Here is a 16,889-nt window from a genome sequence, read left to right as displayed (position 1 = left end):
GGGACCTTTATCCAGGTGACCGGGTTTTCCGGATGGTTACATGATCAATGTAATAATCGGTTTTCTGATTTTTGTCTGTGGTGTGCAGTATCAGGGTAAGGGCATTGGCCCGGGACGACACAGCTGCGGTGGTGGACACTGTCAGCCATTTGCCTGCCAGGGGATGCCCTTTTTTTATGTCCATTTTTTTATACGGGGTATGGGTGAATGCCAGGGCCGCCGGCAGCTCGGCAATTAAGTGCGTATCCCGGCCAATGGTTTCGACCAGGCTCAGGATGGGCAGGTCCGGTCCCTTGAGCCTGGTGGCATAGATATCATAGCTGACCTGGATGGTGTTTCCCCGGACCTGTGACAGGGCAAACGGGGAGATTTGATGGGATAAAAATGTGATGGGCACCTGGCCGTCACCGGTAAACGCGGGATTCCGGTAGGTGGCAGCGCTCATTTTCACCCGCAGGGCGTTGCCGTTTCTGTCCGGGGCGGTTGAGATAGAAAGGATCGGGGTGCCGTCCGGTCCGGGGTGGGCCAGGTTTTGCCAGGTCCAGTGCACCGGGGTGCCGTTGTTTTGGGTCAGCTCGAAACCACTGTTCAGGACGGGATCAAAGGGGTTGGACCGGCGGGCCGGATCCAGGAACCTTGCCGCAACCGGGTCCCGAAAGGCCAGAAAAGAGTTGCCGAACAGGGCCAGAAAGAATTCAGCCGGGTCATGGGGATTGATGGTCAGGGTATGGTAGGTGGCCTGGAATGGTTTCAATCCGTCCCAGTCCACCCGGTCCCAGGTGGTGCCGCTGTCCAGGGTCCGGAACACGCCGGCCCGGTCCACGGCTGCATACACGATTTCCGGCAGCACCGGGTTGACGGCCACCGACGCAGGCGCCCCGGCATCGATGGGGCCCAGGCCGGGGACGGGAGAGGAAAAATCCAGGACATGATTCCAGGTTCTTCCCCCATCCAGGGTTTTGAGAATCCCGCCCCGTTTGACATGGGTTTCTGCGTCGGATTTTCCCCGGCCCGGTACCACTGCGGCGTATGCAATGTCCGGATCATGGGGGTGAACCGCCACCTGCACGGCCCCGGCCAGTTCCGGACCCCCGGTCCGAATCCAGGTGCCGCCCCCGTCACTGGACCGGAAAACACCGCCATCGGGCAGGGGGACATCCACTGTTTTCCGGAGTTCCCGGGCCGGGCGTTTGCCCCCTTCGCTGCTGGCAGCGGCATAAAGGATATCCGGGTGGTCCCGGCAGACATCGAGGCTCATGAGGGGAAATCCCAGCGGGGAGGTAACGCTGTCAGCCAGGCGTTCAAACGTGTTGCCGCTGTCCCTGGAAAGATAGATCCCGGATTCCGGCCGGCCCTGGTTCAGGTGGTTGACGGCCGCATACAGGGTCCGGCGGTGATAGCCCTGTCCGTCCATGAGCACCAGGTCCGTGATCATGCCGCCTGGCAGCCCGCTTTGTTCGGGAAATACCGGTTCCCAGTGCCGGCCGCTGGTGACGGTTTTGAACAGCATGCCTTTGGCACTGTTGGGGCCGCCTTTGCCGGACATGCCGTAAAACCGGGTGCCCGGATATTCCGGATCAGCGGCAAAGGCCATGCAGGTCCCGCTGGTGTCCAGCATCTGGGTGCTCCAGTAGGCCAGGGAATAGAGGTCCGGGTAATCGCTGCTCCACAGGGATTTGACCGAGGCGCCCCGGTCATCGCTTTGCATCAGCCCGGTGTCTGAGAATCCCAGGTAGACCCGGTTGGGATGTACCTGGTCCCAGAACGCCCGGTATGCGGTCAACAGGGTCAGGCCCTTGCCTTGATAAGCATGCCGGTCCGGCAGGTACCGGGCGGCGGCAAACCGCCAGGTCCGGCCGCCGTCCAGGCTCTGGTACATATCTCCCAGGATCAGGTGGTCCGGGTTGCCGGGATGGATGAAAAAATAATCGCGCATAAATTTGTTCCGGTGCCGGAAGTCTCTGGGTACATTTCCCTGAAATACGTCCGTCTCTGTCAGAAAACGCCTTGTCAGCCACTGCCAGGTGGCTCCCTGGTCCCGGGTGTGAAACAGACCGGCCCGGCCATGGGAAAAGCACCACAGGTGCCCGGGTTTTTGGGGGTGGGTCTGCAGCAGGGTGATGCCGGGTGGCGACGGGGAGGTTTGGGTGTAAGGCACCTGTTCCCATCGGCCTGTGGCAAGATCGTTCTTGAACAGCCTGCCGGACCGGGTGACGGCCCATACCCATTTTTTGATCGAGTCATGGGCCAGGCAGGTGATGGGTTCCACCGGCAAATCCGGAATTCTTCTCCATGCACGGCCGGTTGTATCCGGATGAAGGCTTCGCTGGTACAACCCTTTGGGGGTTGCCAGAAACAGCAGAGTCTGGTTGCCGATATCAGCGGCCAGAAGCGGGATTTTTGCGGACAGGTTTTTGGAAAACCCATACAGCTGGTTCGTATCCAGGCCTTCAGAAAAATCGGCAAATGTTTGTCCATGGTCCCGGCTGATCACAAGGCCTTGTTTCCTGATCCCCCATATCAGGGTGTCACCGGCAACGGTATCGATCACCAGGCCGTAAACCGTGTTACGGGCCATGGCGCTGCTGGCGTGAATCAGTTTCCAGGTATCGCCGTTGTCCCTGGATCTGAACAGTCCTTTGCCGTCAGGGGAGTCAAACCCGGCATACCAGGTTCCTTTGTGCCGGGGATGGGGTACCAGCACATCCAGGGTGGGATGGCCCGGGGGTGCGACCGGTTCAAACCCTTTGTGCCAGTCAGTGCAGCGCAGCAGGCTTCGCCCCATGTCGGAGCTGGCCATCAGGGTGCCGTCGGCCGGGTGCATGACAAAATCCAGGGTGCCCCCGGAGCCGCCCGGATCCACGGTGCGCCAGACCCCGTCCGGCACCGGCTGCATCAGGGACTGGTTGTCATGTGTCAATGGCTGTGGGTTCTTGTTTCCCGGGGGAGTTGCCGGTCGGGTCGTGGAAATATCCAGCTGGGGCGGAATGGGAAACAAGGGTTTGTCTGCGAAGCAAGGGAAAACCGGCAGCCAGATCATGTTGAAGACCACAAAAAACAGCAGCATGAACCAGTATTTTTGGGAACGCCGGGTCATGGGATGCGTCTTTTTTTCAGGATGGTAAAAATTCCAGCCAGCGTGCCCCTGACCCGGTCCACCTCGCCCCTGTCAAAGGAGATGAGCATGAGAATCACCCGTTTGAGCAGGTACCCGGTCATGGCATGACAGAACCAGAACCCGTTGAAACGTTGCTTGACGTTGCAATGGGTCAGAAAGTGATGTTTGGACAGCACCGTGGCTTTGGCCCGGTCATATTTCTGGTACCGCATTACCGGGGATTCGAAATGATACAGTTTGGCCGCCGGGTTGGCATACAGGGTGTGGGTACAGGAAACCCGGTATGAAAATTCCTTGTCTTCTCCCAGGCCGTATCCGGCAAATTCTTCGGAGAATCGGGCGGTTTCAAACACATGTCTACGAAACGAGAACGAGGCCCCGCCCAGAAATTCCACCGGGCCGAACCGGGTTTTCAGGTTCGGGTTCCCCAGATTGGTGGAAAAGGCGGATGGCAGAAAATATCCTTTTTTAAAACCGGTCATACAGAAGACAACCCCGTATGCAAACCAAAGCTTTTGGGATATAGACGGTTTTTTATTTACAATTTCCCCGCCGCCCATGCCGTCAATATGAGGATTGTTGTGGTAACACGCCAGGGAGTTTTCCAGAAAATCGGTGAACAGTTTGACATCGTCATCCAGGAAAAACAGGATGTCGCCGGTGGCGGCATCGATGCCGGCGTTCCGGGACCGGGTCAATCCACGGTTTTCCGGGGATTTCCGGATGTAAATGTATCGAATACCTTTTCGCTTTGCATCAGCCTGCAGGGGCGGGTCTGTCAGTGCCCCGTCGTCCACCACGATGATTTCATGGGGGTGGACGGTCTGGTCCAGGATCGATGCAATGGCCACAGTCAGCTCTTTTGGCCGGTTGTAGGTGGCGATGATGATGCTGGCTTTTGGCAGGTCGGAGAAAGGCATCATTTACGGCATCCATGATCCGTTTTCATACAGGAAAATTTCCGTCATTTTCTTCAGGGATGCCGGCTCAAACGGCCCGGCCATGGCCTGGTCTCTTGTGGCTCCCTTGCTTTGGAACAGGTATTCATTGTATTGCAGGACCCCGGTGAAAATGGATGATGAACCGGCTGCCGGTTTGACATCCGTTTGGATGGTGTCGGGTGCCACTTGGTGAAAAGATGCCTGGTATTGGCCGTTGGAAAATTCAATTTTCGGATTTTCCCGGGTGTGCAGATAAGCGGTTTCGATCCTAAAAATCCAGTTGCCGGCAAAGGTGTTGAATTTTTTTTCCACAGCTGTTTGCGATTCCGCATAACAGGGCAGATTAAAAAACAGGCCGGCCAGGATTATGGCCAGGGCCGCGATGCACAGATAATTACTCTTCATCCATAAACCCATGGACCAGAATCTCCACCCGCCGGTTCAAAGACCGCCCGGATTCCGTCATGTTGGTGAATTTCGGCGATTCTTCACCAAACGATTTAATGGATATCCGGCTTTCGGCAATCCCTTGTTTGATCAGATAGTTTTTGACCGACTGGGCCCGCCGCAGCCCCAAGTCCATATTATAGGCTTTGGGGGCCAGCGAACAGGTGTGGCCGTGCAGTTCTATTTTGCCGTCATATTTTTCCAGGATTTCCACGGCCCGGTCCAGCAGCGGCTTCATCCGGTGGTTGATGACAGCGGAATCCAGGTCAAACGTGATATCCCGGATCAGGATACAGTGGGTGACTTCTGCAGGGCCCGGCATGGGGATGGGTTCAGGATCCGGTTTGGGCCTGGGTTTGGCCTTTGGTTTCGGGGCAGGGGGCGGGGGCTGCACTGGGGCAGGCGGTTCCGGTTCCGGCAGTTTCACCGCCACTCTTTTCTTTTCCAGGCTGGTCAGTGCCAGCCGGAATCCCACTTCCGGGTTCCGGTCTTCCGGATCAAACCAGGACCGGTAGGCGGATCGGCAGTATTCCGGATAATGGGCCCAGCTGCCGCCCCGCCGGATTTTTGATTCTCCGGACTCCGCGCCCTGGGGGTCAATTTCCGGATGGAACGGGTAAGGTCGCTGCCAGTCACTGCACCATTCCCAGACATTGCCGTGCATGTCGTAAAATCCCCAGGGATTGGGGGCTTTCAATCCTACCCGGTGGGGGGCCTGGTCGGAATTTCTGAAATACCATCCCACGGAATCCAGGTAGGGGTTGTAACTGAAATCCCATTTTTCCGCGGTTTCATCCACCATGGGGCCGTTGAAAAACGCGGACGTGGTGCCGGCCCGGGCTGCGTATTCCCATTCCGCTTCCGTGGGCAGCCGGTAATGGGTGGTGTTTTCCAGATCATTGAGCCGTTCCAGAAACGTCACCACATCTGAGTATCGGACATTTTCAACCGGGCAGTCCATACCGCAGTTTTTGAAATGGGCCGGGTTGGACCCCATCACTGCGATCCACTGCTGCTGGGTGGTTTCCGTGGCCTGGAGATAGAAACCTCGGGTCAAGGTGACCTGATGCTGGATTTCGTTTTTATCCCGCCGCACTTCGGTTTCCGGGCTTCCCATGAGAAACGATCCGGCCGGGACCCAGATGAATTTCATACCAAAGGCATTGATGAACTCCCTGGGATAATAGCCCTGCATGTTTCCCATGCCGGTTCCTGCTAAAAAAGGTGACGCTGTATGGCCGGCAGAAAAAGGCGCGTCTTCGTACAACCCCATGATGCGCACGAACTGGTAACGCTGGTGGACATCATCGGTTGTTTCCTGGGGGCTCTGGGATTCACCGATGCCGTAAACCTTGTGATAGGTGTGGGGTACATTGACCAGATAATGGTCAATGATGGGAATCGGAGCGTTGGCCCGGTTCCGGGACAATATTTTGTTATGGGTTTCTTCGCCTGTGGCAGAGGCGGAGCCCATGATCACAAACACGATTTTTCGACCCTGGTTGTTTCTTTCAAGGGAATCCAGGTATCGGATCAGCCGGTTGTATTGAAAGGAGTTTTCCGGAATTTCAGCGGAGTTGACCGGAAAAAACAGGGTGATATCCCCGGTGCCCTGGTTTTCGATGATTTCTTGCAGCAGCTGGAAACTGTTTTTTGAATCGTTCATGTTTCGGTTGTAGGACCGGATGAGTTGCTGGGACCGTGCCAGGTCATTGGCTGCCGCTGCCATGCTCAATTCTTCCTTGTCCTGCATGGCCTGGTTGTAAGATGTGGCAAACCGCTCTGCCGTGGCACTCACGTTCTGACCGGCGGCCGGGGAAGATGCCGGAGGATAGGAGGACCCGGCAGGATAAGACAGGGTGCCCGGTGCCATGGTCGCCGGTGCAGGAGACGTCGCAGAAGCGTTTTGATAAGAGGCGTGGGTTTCCCGCTGGACGACCCGGTTGTCGCTTTCCTTACCCGTGGGGAAAGTTGAACATCCTGACAGAAAAAATAAACCGGTTAAGGCAAATATCGCGGGGAATATCAAGCGCGCTGACGTCATGTGTCATTCTCCTTGTGTGCGGTGCAATGCATGTTTTTATTCCATACGTTATTTTGACTATAAATTCAAGGTAAAGAATCAGGAATGGCGCGTTAATCAGGTGTTGTCATTATCGGTTGGTACGATTTAATAAAAATAAGGCATATCCGGATTTAAGGTTAAAAAACAATTGTATTAAGGGTTATCTTTGGAATAATATATTATTATTTTGAAAATAATCCTTATATTATTAAAAATATTTCTTGACAATGAATTTGGGATCTGGTTAGGTTTGAAACAGGGAAAAGCGGATAATGGAACGATCCGGTGCCTGAAAACATTTCCCTGCAGATAACCATCACAGCCAACGATATAATTCTTAGGAGGATGCTATGCCGATCAAAGACAATCGCCTTATTCTGGACGGGTACACCTTGACCATTGAAGAACTGATGCAGGCAGGTCACGACCTGTCCATGCAGGTGGAAGTCAAGGAAGACAACTGGCCCAAAATCCGGGACTGCCGCAAGATGGTGGATACCTGGGCCAATGAGGAACGCTGCATTTACGGGGTGAACACCAGCTGCGGCGGGCTGGTGGACCATCTGCTGCCCAAGGAGCGGGACAACGATTTTCAGAAAAACCTGGTGAGAAGCATCACCACCCAGGTGGGAAAGCCGTTTGAAGACGAACTGGTGCGAATTTTTATGATCGCCCGGGCCAACTCCCTGTGCCGGGGATATTCCGGGATCAAGGAGAAAAACCTGAAGATTTACCTGGATATGATCAACAAGCAGGTGTTTCCCCTGGTTCCCCGGAAAGGGTCCCTGGGCACCAGCGGGGATCTGGGGCCATTGGGGTGTATCGCTGCCGTGGGATTCGGTGAATGGAAAGCCCGGTACAAAGGGGAAGTCATGCCCGGCAAGGCCGCCATGGACGCGGCCGGTGTGGAGCTGATGTATCTGAATGCTAAAGAAGGACTGTCTTTGATCAACGGCACCTCGGCCATGGTGGGTCTGGCCTGCACCGTGATCACCGAGGCCACCAATACCCTGAAGAACTCGGACATCATTGCCGCGTTCGCCATTGAAACCCTGATGGGCCGGATCAATCCCTTTGATGTCCGGGTTCATGAGCAAAAATACCATCCCGGCCAGTATGCCACGGCCATGAATTTGACCAAACTGCTCACGGGATCGGAACTGGCCATTGATGAACTGGAACTGTCTCTTAAACTCCAGGCCGTGCTCAAAAAACACGAAGGCATTTCCGTGGCTGATATTCCAGTGGAAGATGCGTATTCCATCAGGTGTACGCCCCAGTTTGTAGGGCCCACCAAGGAAGCCGTGAACACGGCCCATGAAGTGCTGCTGCGGGAGCTCAACTCCAGCAATGACAACCCGTTGATCTTTACCGAATTTGATACATTCATTCACAACGGCCATTTCCACGGCCAGCCCATCTCTTTTGCCATGGACTGCTTAGGCATCTCCATGGTCAATTTAGGCGTGGTGTCTGACCGGCGCATCGACCGGTTCATGGATGCGGCCCACAGCACCGGACTGCCGCCTTTCCTGTGCAAGGAAGACACCGGAGTCCGCATGGGGCTGATGGGCGGGCAGTTCATGACCACCTCGCTTGTGGCGGAAAACCGGACCCTGGCCGTGCCGGCTTCGATCCAGTCCATCACCTCGACAGCGGATTTTCAGGATATCGTCAGTTTCGGCCTGATCGCGGGCAGAAAAGCACGAAAAATCGTGGAAAACACCAATCATATTCTGTCATTTGAACTGCTGTGCGCGGCCCAGGCTGCAGATCTGCGGGGACCGGAAAAACTGAGTCCCGCCGGAAAGATCATGTTTGACGCCGTGCGTGAAACCCTGGCCTATATGGGCAAGGACAAAGTATATATCGACGATATGGAGGAACTCAAAGCCCGGATCGAATCCGGTGAGTTCGTGAAAAGAGTGGAAGATGCCGTGGGAGAACTGCTCATTGTCCATAAAAGAGATTAGGAAATCATAGGGGGAGGAATTATGTCAGCGCATCCTGTTGCAGCGAAAATCGTTGATAAGTACCGGGAAACCTATCCGGCTTCCAGAGAGCGGCACCAGCGCCTGGTCAAGTATATTCCGGGTGGGGCCACAAGAAGCCTGAGCTATTTCAAGCCCTGGCCCATCCACATCGACTATGGCAAAGGGGCCCATGTGTACACCCATGAGGGCCATGAACTGCTGGATGTCACCAATGCCTATGGGGCCCTGGTGCACGGACACGGGGACCCGGATGTGGTGGCGGCGGTGCAGGCGGGCATTGAGCGGGGTTCCCAGTATTCCACCCCCACGGACGGCCAGTACCGTCTGGCCAAACTGCTGTGTGACCGGGTGCCGGGGTTTGATAAGGTGCGGTTTCTCAACTCCGGCACGGAGGCCACCATGTTTGCCATGCGCACGGCCCGGGCCATTACCGGAAAAGACAAGATCCTGAAGATGACCGGCGGGTTCCACGGGACCCATGACTGTGTGGCGGCTTCCACCAAGAAAAACGTGATCACGGCCGGGATTCCGGCAGGCATGACCGCAGACATGCTGGAGGTGCCGTTCAATGATCCTGTTGCCGCGGAAAAAGCGGTGAAGGAAAACGCGCCCCACCTGGCCGCGGTGATCATGGAGCCGTTTTTAGGGGCCGGGGGCGTGGTGCTGCCCGAAGAAGGGCTGCTCAAGCGGATCCGGGAAGTGACCCGGGCCCAGGGCGTGCTTTTGATCTTTGACGAGATTTTTTCCTTCCGGGTGGACATCGGCGGGTGCCAGAACCTGTATGGCGTGGTTCCGGATCTCACCACCGTGGGAAAGGTGGTGGGGGGAGGCCTGCCCATCGGGGTCTTGGGAGGCAAGGCTGAATTCATGAACATTTACTGCCATGAAAACACGGAAAAACCGTTGTATCATTCAGGGACCTTTAACGGGTATGAAACCGTGATGCAGGCCGGATTTGCCGCCATGACCAAGTATGACGAACAAACCATCGCCGATATCAATGCCAAAGGAGCCCGGTTCCAGAAAGGACTGCTGGCAAGCATTGCCGACAACGGGCTGAACATTCAGTCCAACCAGATCGGATCATTGCTCAATATCCATTTTGTGAACCGGCCCACCATCAAGGCCGCAGATGTCCTGGAATCGGAAGAGGAACTGCACACCCTGATGCATTTGTCGTTGCTTAACAAACGGATTTTCAACATCCCCAGAGGATTGTTTATTTTGTCCACGAAAATTACCGATGATGAGATGGATATGCTCGTGGGTAAAATGGATGAAACATTGAAAGAACTGTTGCCTTTGATCCAGGAAAAATATACCCATTTGCTTTTATAACTAAATTTTGGAGAAGCAATATGGTATTGGACAGAATTGATAAAAAGATCTTGAACACGCTTCAGGAAAATGGGAAGATAACCAATTCAAAATTGTCAAAAATCGTGGGAATATCCGCCCCTGCCACTTTGGAACGGGTCAAGCGCCTGGAACTGGCAGGGGTGATCACCCATTTTACCGCAGTGGTGAATCCCGAAAAAATCGGGCTTTCCATCATTGCCATGGTGAACATCAGTCTGAATTTGAGCAATCTGTCCTCCGTGGCGGTGATCAAGGAGAAATTCATGGCTTTGGACGAGGTGATTGAATGTTATCAGATTGCCGGGGCCGATGATTTTATTCTCAAAGTGGCGGCCCGGGATATCAAAACCTACGGGGAGTTCATGAACAAAAAACTGACGCAGATAGAAGGCATTCAGATCATTAAATCGTCTTTTATCATTGATAACGTCAAAGTGAAAAAGATGTTTCTGCTGGATATGGAGGAAGAATACAGAGTTTAAAAATCAATGCCAACCACATAAATTATAATAGAGGAAGGAGTCAGTGTATGGATAAACTGATCATTACCGCAGCGATCACGGGTTCGGTTCACATTCCCACCATGAGTGATTATCTGCCCATCACGCCGGATGAGATTGTGGAGGATGCGGTCAAGGCCTGGGAGGCCGGGGCCGCCATTGCCCACATTCATGTGCGCAACCCGGAAAACGGCCTGCCCGTGTCCGACCCGGACCTGTTTTTAGAAGTGCATTCCAAAATCAAAGCCCGGTGTAACTTGATCCTTTTGCCCACCACGGGCGGGGGCATGAACCAGACCACGGAAGAAAAACTGATTCCCATCAAAAAACTGCAACCGGAAATGTGCTCCTTTGACCCGGCCCCTTTCAACTTCGGCATCTTTCAGATCGCCAGCCGGTTCAAGGAATTCAAGTATGACTGGGAAAAAGAGTATCTGGAACTGTGCAAGAATGTGACCTTCCGCCCCACCTTTAATGACGATCTGATCTATGCCAAGACCTTTCTGGAAATCGACACCAAACCGGAATTCGAGATTTATGAACTGGGCCATGTGTCTTATGTGAAATGGCTCATGGAGGAAAACCTGGTAAAACTGCCCGTGCATCTGCAGTTTGTGTTCGGTCCCATGGTGGGGTGGATGACCCCTTCGGTCAAACACCTGGTGCTGATCCATGACGAAGCCAAAGAGGTGCTGGGCCAAGAAAATTTCACCTGGTCCGTGGCGGCCGGGGGCAGGTATCAGATTCCCATCACTTCCACAGCCATGGCCATGGGTGCCCAGAACGTGCGGGTGGGGCTGGAGGATTCCGTGTATGCGGGCAAAGGCGTCATGGCCAAGGCATCTGCCGACCAGGTCAACAAGGTCAAAAACGTGGCAAAGGAGATGAGCCTGGTGCCGGCCACCTCGGATGAAGCCAGAGAGATGTTAGGACTTAAGGGGCTGGACAAGGTCAATTTTTAGATGATGGCCTAAAAACGTGAAATATAAGGAGGGATCATTGAACTACTCAGGTTATGCTTCAATCCATGCAAGACACATTCCTGACAAGGTTTGCCTGATCGAAAGAATGCCGGGAGAAGGGTCCCGGCGCACCTTTACCTGGCAGGAATTCAATGACGAGATCAACCGCACCGCCAATTACCTGGCAAAGGAACTGGGGGTGAAAAAAGGGGATTTCGTCATGCATCTCCAGAACAATTCCCTGGAGTGGATGGTTACCTATTATGCCATTATCCGCCTGGGCGCGATTGTGGTGCCGCTGAATTTCCGGTTCGAAGGCCCGGATATCCAGTATGCGGCAAAGGTGTGCAACCCGGATGTGTTCATCCTGGGTTCGGAATTTTTAGGCGTGGTGCAGCCGGTGCAGGACACGTTGACCACCATTAAACATTTTATCTGTGTGGGCACAGAGGTGCCCTCGGACATGACCGATTATGCGGCCATCAAAAATTATGAAAATACCGGGGATGCCATGGTGGAAGTGGAACGGGATCACGGTCTGGCCATGATGTTCACCTCCGGTACCACGGGCAAGCCCAAACCCGTGCTGCATACCCATTATTCTTTGAACAGCACGGCCGTGGGCAACGGCATGACCTATTTTGTACAAAAAGATGACAATTACCTGATTTTTCTGCCCCTGTACCATTCCGGGACCCTGTTTCTATGGGCCCCGTTCTACGCCACGGGTGCGGCAGGCACCATTATCAGGGATTTCAAGGATCCCAAATGGATCATCGAGGCCATCGCCGCAGAAGGGTGTACTGATACATTGTTTGTCGTGCCCATCGCCATTGCCATTCTCAATGCAATGAACAAGGGAACGATCCGGCTGGCGGATTATGATCTGTCTTCCTGGAAATATATGGAAGTGGGTGCCCAGCCCGTGCCGTTTGACATCATGAAGGAACTGGTGGAAAAACTGCCCTGCAAAGTGTCCAATATCTACGGCATCACTGAAGGCGGCGGCGGGGGAACTTTTAACCTGTATCCCGAAGATGTCCTGACCAAGCCGGGATCCATCGGCAAGCCCACGTTCAGCGTGGAAGCCAAAATCGTGGACCCCTTAGGCGAAGAACTGCCTGCCGGGGAGGTGGGTGAACTGGTGTTCAGAACCCCCCGCATGATGTATGAATATTATTCCAATCCTGAAAAAACGGCAGAGACCATAAAAAATGGTTGGCTTTACACGGGAGATCTATTAAAAAGAGACAAAGACGGGTATTTTTATATTGTGGACCGCATGAAAGACATGATCACCAGCGGCGGGGAAAACATCTATCCCGTGGAAATCGAGGATGCGCTCATGGATCATCCGGACATCGATGATGTGGCCTGTATCGGGTATCCGGACGACCGGCTGGTGGAAATCGTGATGGCCGTGGTCCAGCTCAAGGAGGGACGGCAGATGACCGAAGAGGATGTGATTGAGTTTGCCAAAACCAAGCTGTCCCTGTACAAAGTACCCCGGAAAGTGACGTTTGATGAAGTCCCCAGAAATCCCACGGGGAAATTGATGAAACCCCAGCTCAGGCAAAAATATACCGGCCGTAAAGAGGCGTTTAAACAACTGGCATAAGTTCCGTCCGACCCAGGTTACCACCAGTGTGGAGGTAAAGAGCCCGCTGCTCTGATAACATTATATTTTTAAACTTTTTTTGGAAAGGAACAGACATGATGAAATTTCGCTTATCTTCAAGTTTACTGCTGGTTTTGACGGTAGCTGCCTTGATGCTCATCGGCTCCGGACTGGCCATGGCCTCATCTCTGGACAAATGGAAACCGGATTTCGATCCCAGCGGGGCCAAGTACAAATGCATTGTTTCCAATGTGTCCACACCCGCTCTGGTGGGCACCCATGCCGGATTTGAAATGCGCGATGAGCTGTGGAAACGCACCAACGGCCAGATCTACATCGATTTCAAACCCCTTTCCATTTTAGGCGGCGAAGTGGAGGTGCTGAACATGCTCCAGATGGGGGCGATTCAGGGGATGGGGGTGTCTTCGGTGGCATCCACCAATTTAGGGCCCCGGTTCGGTATCGTCAACCTGCCGTTTTTAGTGGATTCCTTTGAAAAACTGGACAAATTCACTTCCAATGAAAAACTGTACGGTCATTTTTTGAATGCCATGGATCACCAGGGCATCACGGGTCTGGATATCACGGGATACGGCCATTATGGCTGGGCCACCACCGTGCCGGTCAGAAACATTGCCGATGCCAAGAAAGTCAAATTCAGAACGGCCGAAGCCGCCGTGAACCAGCTGTCCTACCGGAACTGGGGATTCAACCCGGTTGCCATGCCCTGGCCGGATGTGCCCGTGGCCCTGAAACAAGGCGTCATCACCGGTCTGGACCACACCCTGGCCGTGTGCTACCTGACCAAAAAATTTGAGGTGGCCAAATATTTTACCGAGATCAACTATGCCCAGGGGCTGTTTATCTGGATTTTCAACAAGGCATGGCTGGCCAGCCTGCCCGAAGATCTGCGCCAGACCTTTATTGCGACGGTCCATGATGTGGCGGCTGAGAACCGGAAAAGAACGGCTGTCTGGGAAGCAGAGAACAAAGTAGCAGCCCAGGGGGAAGGCGTGGAATTCATCCAGTTGCCGGAAGCGGAAATAGAAATTCTCAAAGACCAGAGCCAGCCCACCTATGAAAAATATGCCGAAGAAATCAATCGGTTGTATCCCGGAGATACCTATCGACCGGATAATTTCTTAAAAGAGGTGCAGGATTTTTTAAGCGAATAATATCGGATAGTTGACTGACGGGGAGGGCCTGTTTGTTTTGAGCAGGCCTGACTCTTTTATCAATCATTGAACCCGGAGTTTGTTATATATGCTTGGGAAAATACTGAAGAAACTGGATACAGCTGCCAGTCATTTTGAAGAATGGACCCTTTTCATTATTGTGATCACCGCGCTGATCGCGTTGTTTTTCAATGTGGTCCTGCGGTATGGATTTAATTATACCCTTGCCTGGAGTGAAGAGCTGGTGCGGATTGTGATTATTTACTCCACGTTCATAGGCGCCAGCGTGGCCGTCAAGCAGCGGGCCATGATCCGGATTGACGCCGTGGTCCAGATTTTTCCCAGACTCAAAAAAGGCCTGACCTTTTATACCAATATCCTGATGCTGGTGTTTGCCGGGATGATGATTTATTATGGATATAAAATGACCCATCTCCAGCTTTTGACCCACCAGAAAACCATCATCATGCAGATTCCTTTGGTTGTTGTATACGCCGTCATGCCGGTGACAGGCTTGATGGTGTTTCTCAGGACGGTTCAGGTGATGGTTCAGGATTTTACATCAAAATAAAAAGGGCCTTTTTCCATGCAGACAAATGATCTGATTATTCTTTGTGTTCTTTTGGGGTGCATGTTTACCTATGTACCCGTTTTTTTGTGTCTGTTTTTTACCGCGGCCATCGGGCTGATTTTTTTTCTGGACATGCCTCTGGGCCTTTTGATCCAGACCCTTTTCAGGAGTCTGGATAATTTTTCTCTGGTGGTGGTGCTGTTTTTTATCCTTTGCGGCAATATCATGAGCAAGGGAAAAACTGTGGAAAAACTCATTAACCTGGCCAATGCTTTGGTGAGCTGGCTGCCGGGGGGCTTAGGCATGGCAGGGGTGATCGGATGCGGGCTGTTCGGGGCCATTTCCGGTTCCACCGTGGCCACGGTGGTGGCCCTGGGCGGATTCATGATCCCGGCGTTGATGAGAAACGGGTATGATGAAAAATATACCCTGGGGCTCATGACCACCTCCCCGAACTTAGGCGTGATCATCCCTCCCAGCATCAGCATGATATTTTATTCCATGATCAGTAATGTGTCGCTGGAAGGGCTGTTCATCACGGGATTCATTCCCGGGCTGCTGATTATTTTATGTGTCTGCATCTACAGCTGGCTCAAATACCGGAACAGAACCGATATCAAACGGCTGCCCGCCCCCAGAATGGGAGATCTGCTGGCGATTTTCAAGGAAGGGTTCTGGGCGTTGATGCTCATTGTCATCATCTTCGGCGGGATATTTTCCGGCATGTTCACGGCCAATGAGGCGGCCGTGGTGGCATCGGTTTATGCGCTGTTTGTGGAATATTTTATCTACCGGTCCATGAGTTTTAACGACATCAAGGATGTGACCGTAAGTTCTGCGGTTACATCGGCCACCCTGCTGCTGATCGTGGCATCGGCCACCTGTTTCGGCCGGTATCTGACCTTTGAAAATATTCCCAACCGGGTGGCCGAAGTGGTGGTCTCCACCATCCAGTCCCCGATTATGTTTTTACTGGCCATGAACATTCTTTTGCTGATCATCGGCATGTTCATGGATATTATTTCCGCCACATTGATTTTAGGACCGGTGTTTCTGCCGCTTTTAGGACCCTTTGGTGTGGATCCCATGCATTTCGGGCTGATCATGACCGTGAACCTGGCCATTGGATACTGTACCCCGCCCATGGGGGTGAGCCTGTTTATCACCGGGGCGCTGGCCAAGCGGGATATTATTTATGTGTCCCGGGCCATCTGGCCGTTTCTGGTCATCCAGATCGGTGTGTTGTTCTTTTTGACCTATTTTCCCCAGGTCGTTTTGTTTCTGCCCCGGATGTTCGGATACAATTAACCCATAAAACGATCCGTTGCAGCGTCCGCCGCCAACCGGGCGGCGGGCGCTGGCTTATATGCCTTTGCTCATGATGTCGGGATTGTGGCGCAGCCGCTCCTGAATCCCTCTGGACACGGTCCAGTGCTGTTCAAATTCATCCCAGAAATCTTTGTTCTCATCTTTCCAGTTGTCACCGAAACGCAGATCAAAGTGATCCCCGAGTTTATCAAACAGCAGCTTCCATGTGGGTTTTCCCTGTTTTTGCGCATCCATGAATTCTTCAATCAAGGTATCCAGATCACTTAAATGCTCTTTGGACAGATAGGAAATCGCGCCTTTTTTGATGGACTCGATCAACGCCTGGGGATTCATGGCATTGGCCGTGAGCATGATGGCCGGGATATCCCGCTGGACGCATTCTTCCAGCAGTTTGATGCCATTGACACCCATAATGTCCAGGATCGCCAGATCATACCGGGTGTTGTAAATTTTTTCCGACGCGGTTTTATAATCGGTGGCGGAATCCACGGTGGCTGTATCCAGAATTTCCTGAATGGTTTCAATGATATCTTTTTCATCATCCACTGCCAGAATATGCTTGTTTTTTAAAAAAGATTTGGCCATGAGCATTTCTCCTTATAAACTTTATATAAAAAGGTATTATACGTATTTTATTTTAAATGTTTTATCTAAAAACGTTCAGGATAAAATAAAATTAACTTATCATGGAAAAGTCCTTAATTTTTATAAATTACTTAAATTTGCATGGAATGTCAATAAAGAACATGCACTTCAAATAATTGAAAGCAGGTGAAAATCCGGTTGCAGATTCTGATTGTAATCGATAAA

Annotated in this window: 13 protein-coding genes; 8 read left to right on the top strand and 5 right to left on the bottom strand. The window is 52.8% G+C overall.

The genetic code is table 11. The features are described 5' to 3' along the window. Positions 1–7 precede the first annotated feature (7 nt). From DPO_RS09985 to DPO_RS23895, 4 genes are read right to left on the bottom strand one after another with little or no spacing between them, the layout of a single operon-like run. Complete coding sequence (locus DPO_RS09985) at positions 8–3,097, bottom strand: WD40/YVTN/BNR-like repeat-containing protein (protein WP_006965750.1); 3,090 nt, start codon at positions 3,095–3,097, stop codon at positions 8–10. Beyond that, positions 3,094–4,041, bottom strand: coding sequence for a glycosyltransferase family 2 protein (locus DPO_RS09980; protein WP_006965749.1), 948 nt, complete (start codon positions 4,039–4,041; stop codon positions 3,094–3,096). The genes DPO_RS09985 and DPO_RS09980 overlap by 4 nt, the downstream gene beginning before the upstream one ends. Beyond that, positions 4,042–4,476, bottom strand: a complete 435-nt coding sequence (locus DPO_RS09975) for a hypothetical protein (RefSeq protein ID WP_006965748.1) — start codon at positions 4,474–4,476, stop codon at positions 4,042–4,044. Next, a complete protein-coding gene (locus DPO_RS23895) occupies positions 4,454–6,550 on the bottom strand; it encodes an SUMF1/EgtB/PvdO family nonheme iron enzyme (protein WP_006965747.1) in 2,097 nt (698 codons plus the stop codon). Before DPO_RS23895 ends, DPO_RS09975 begins: the two co-directional genes overlap by 23 nt. A gap of 371 nt (positions 6,551–6,921) precedes the next feature. On the opposite strand from DPO_RS23895, the gene DPO_RS09965 reads away from it, so the two are divergent. The 8 genes from DPO_RS09965 (at position 6,922) to DPO_RS09930 (ending at position 16,058) form a co-directional block, all read left to right on the top strand. Beyond that, positions 6,922–8,544 carry an aromatic amino acid lyase gene (locus tag DPO_RS09965; protein WP_006965746.1) on the top strand — a complete coding sequence of 541 codons (1,623 nt, stop codon included), beginning with the start codon at positions 6,922–6,924 and terminating at the stop codon, positions 8,542–8,544. Between the two features lie 21 nt (positions 8,545–8,565). After that, positions 8,566–9,903 carry an aspartate aminotransferase family protein gene (locus DPO_RS09960; RefSeq protein WP_006965744.1) on the top strand — a complete coding sequence of 446 codons (1,338 nt, stop codon included), beginning with the start codon at positions 8,566–8,568 and terminating at the stop codon, positions 9,901–9,903. A 20-nt stretch (positions 9,904–9,923) separates the two neighbouring features. Beyond that, positions 9,924–10,406 (top strand): Lrp/AsnC family transcriptional regulator, encoded by a 483-nt coding sequence (locus DPO_RS09955; RefSeq protein ID WP_006965743.1) that lies wholly within the window; start codon positions 9,924–9,926, stop codon positions 10,404–10,406. 47 nt (positions 10,407–10,453) lie between these two features. Continuing rightward, entirely contained in the window at positions 10,454–11,386 is a 933-nt protein-coding gene (locus DPO_RS09950; RefSeq protein WP_006965742.1) for a BKACE family enzyme, read from the top strand. A 37-nt stretch (positions 11,387–11,423) separates the two neighbouring features. Next, complete coding sequence (locus DPO_RS09945; RefSeq protein WP_006965741.1) at positions 11,424–13,004, top strand: class I adenylate-forming enzyme family protein; 1,581 nt, start codon at positions 11,424–11,426, stop codon at positions 13,002–13,004. A gap of 95 nt (positions 13,005–13,099) precedes the next feature. Further along, entirely contained in the window at positions 13,100–14,179 is a 1,080-nt protein-coding gene (locus tag DPO_RS09940) for a TRAP transporter substrate-binding protein (RefSeq protein ID WP_006965739.1), read from the top strand. Between the two features lie 88 nt (positions 14,180–14,267). Beyond that, complete coding sequence (locus DPO_RS09935) at positions 14,268–14,750, top strand: TRAP transporter small permease (protein WP_006965738.1); 483 nt, start codon at positions 14,268–14,270, stop codon at positions 14,748–14,750. Positions 14,751–14,765: 15 nt separating this feature from the next. Next, the gene (locus tag DPO_RS09930) at positions 14,766–16,058 is read left to right on the top strand and encodes a TRAP transporter large permease (RefSeq protein ID WP_006965737.1); all 1,293 of its coding nucleotides are present in this window, start codon (positions 14,766–14,768) and stop codon (positions 16,056–16,058) included. Positions 16,059–16,112: 54 nt separating this feature from the next. Here the strand turns inward: DPO_RS09930 and DPO_RS09925 are convergent, their stop codons facing one another. Beyond that, a complete protein-coding gene (locus DPO_RS09925; RefSeq protein ID WP_006965736.1) occupies positions 16,113–16,664 on the bottom strand; it encodes a response regulator in 552 nt (183 codons plus the stop codon). Between the last annotated feature and the right edge of the window lie 225 nt (positions 16,665–16,889).

This window comes from Desulfotignum phosphitoxidans DSM 13687 (genome assembly GCF_000350545.1).
Taxonomy (GTDB): Bacteria; Desulfobacterota; Desulfobacteria; order Desulfobacterales; family Desulfobacteraceae; genus Desulfotignum; species Desulfotignum phosphitoxidans.
This window is presented reverse-complemented; position numbering and strand designations above follow the sequence as displayed.

Bases quoted from the DNA above. Each gene is read 5' to 3' on its own strand.
- DPO_RS09985 (WP_006965750.1), bottom strand. From the start codon at position 3,097: ATGACCCGGCGTTCCCAAAAATACTGGTTCATGCTGCTGTTTTTTGTG.
- DPO_RS09980 (WP_006965749.1), bottom strand. From the start codon at position 4,041: ATGATGCCTTTCTCCGACCTGCCAAAAGCCAGCATCATCATCGCCACC.
- DPO_RS09975 (WP_006965748.1), bottom strand. From the start codon at position 4,476: ATGGGTTTATGGATGAAGAGTAATTATCTGTGCATCGCGGCCCTGGCC.
- DPO_RS23895 (WP_006965747.1), bottom strand. From the start codon at position 6,550: ATGACGTCAGCGCGCTTGATATTCCCCGCGATATTTGCCTTAACCGGT.
- DPO_RS09965 (WP_006965746.1), top strand. From the start codon at position 6,922: ATGCCGATCAAAGACAATCGCCTTATTCTGGACGGGTACACCTTGACC.
- DPO_RS09960 (WP_006965744.1), top strand. From the start codon at position 8,566: ATGTCAGCGCATCCTGTTGCAGCGAAAATCGTTGATAAGTACCGGGAA.
- DPO_RS09955 (WP_006965743.1), top strand. From the start codon at position 9,924: ATGGTATTGGACAGAATTGATAAAAAGATCTTGAACACGCTTCAGGAA.
- DPO_RS09950 (WP_006965742.1), top strand. From the start codon at position 10,454: ATGGATAAACTGATCATTACCGCAGCGATCACGGGTTCGGTTCACATT.
- DPO_RS09940 (WP_006965739.1), top strand. From the start codon at position 13,100: ATGATGAAATTTCGCTTATCTTCAAGTTTACTGCTGGTTTTGACGGTA.
- DPO_RS09935 (WP_006965738.1), top strand. From the start codon at position 14,268: ATGCTTGGGAAAATACTGAAGAAACTGGATACAGCTGCCAGTCATTTT.
- DPO_RS09930 (WP_006965737.1), top strand. From the start codon at position 14,766: ATGCAGACAAATGATCTGATTATTCTTTGTGTTCTTTTGGGGTGCATG.
- DPO_RS09925 (WP_006965736.1), bottom strand. From the start codon at position 16,664: ATGGCCAAATCTTTTTTAAAAAACAAGCATATTCTGGCAGTGGATGAT.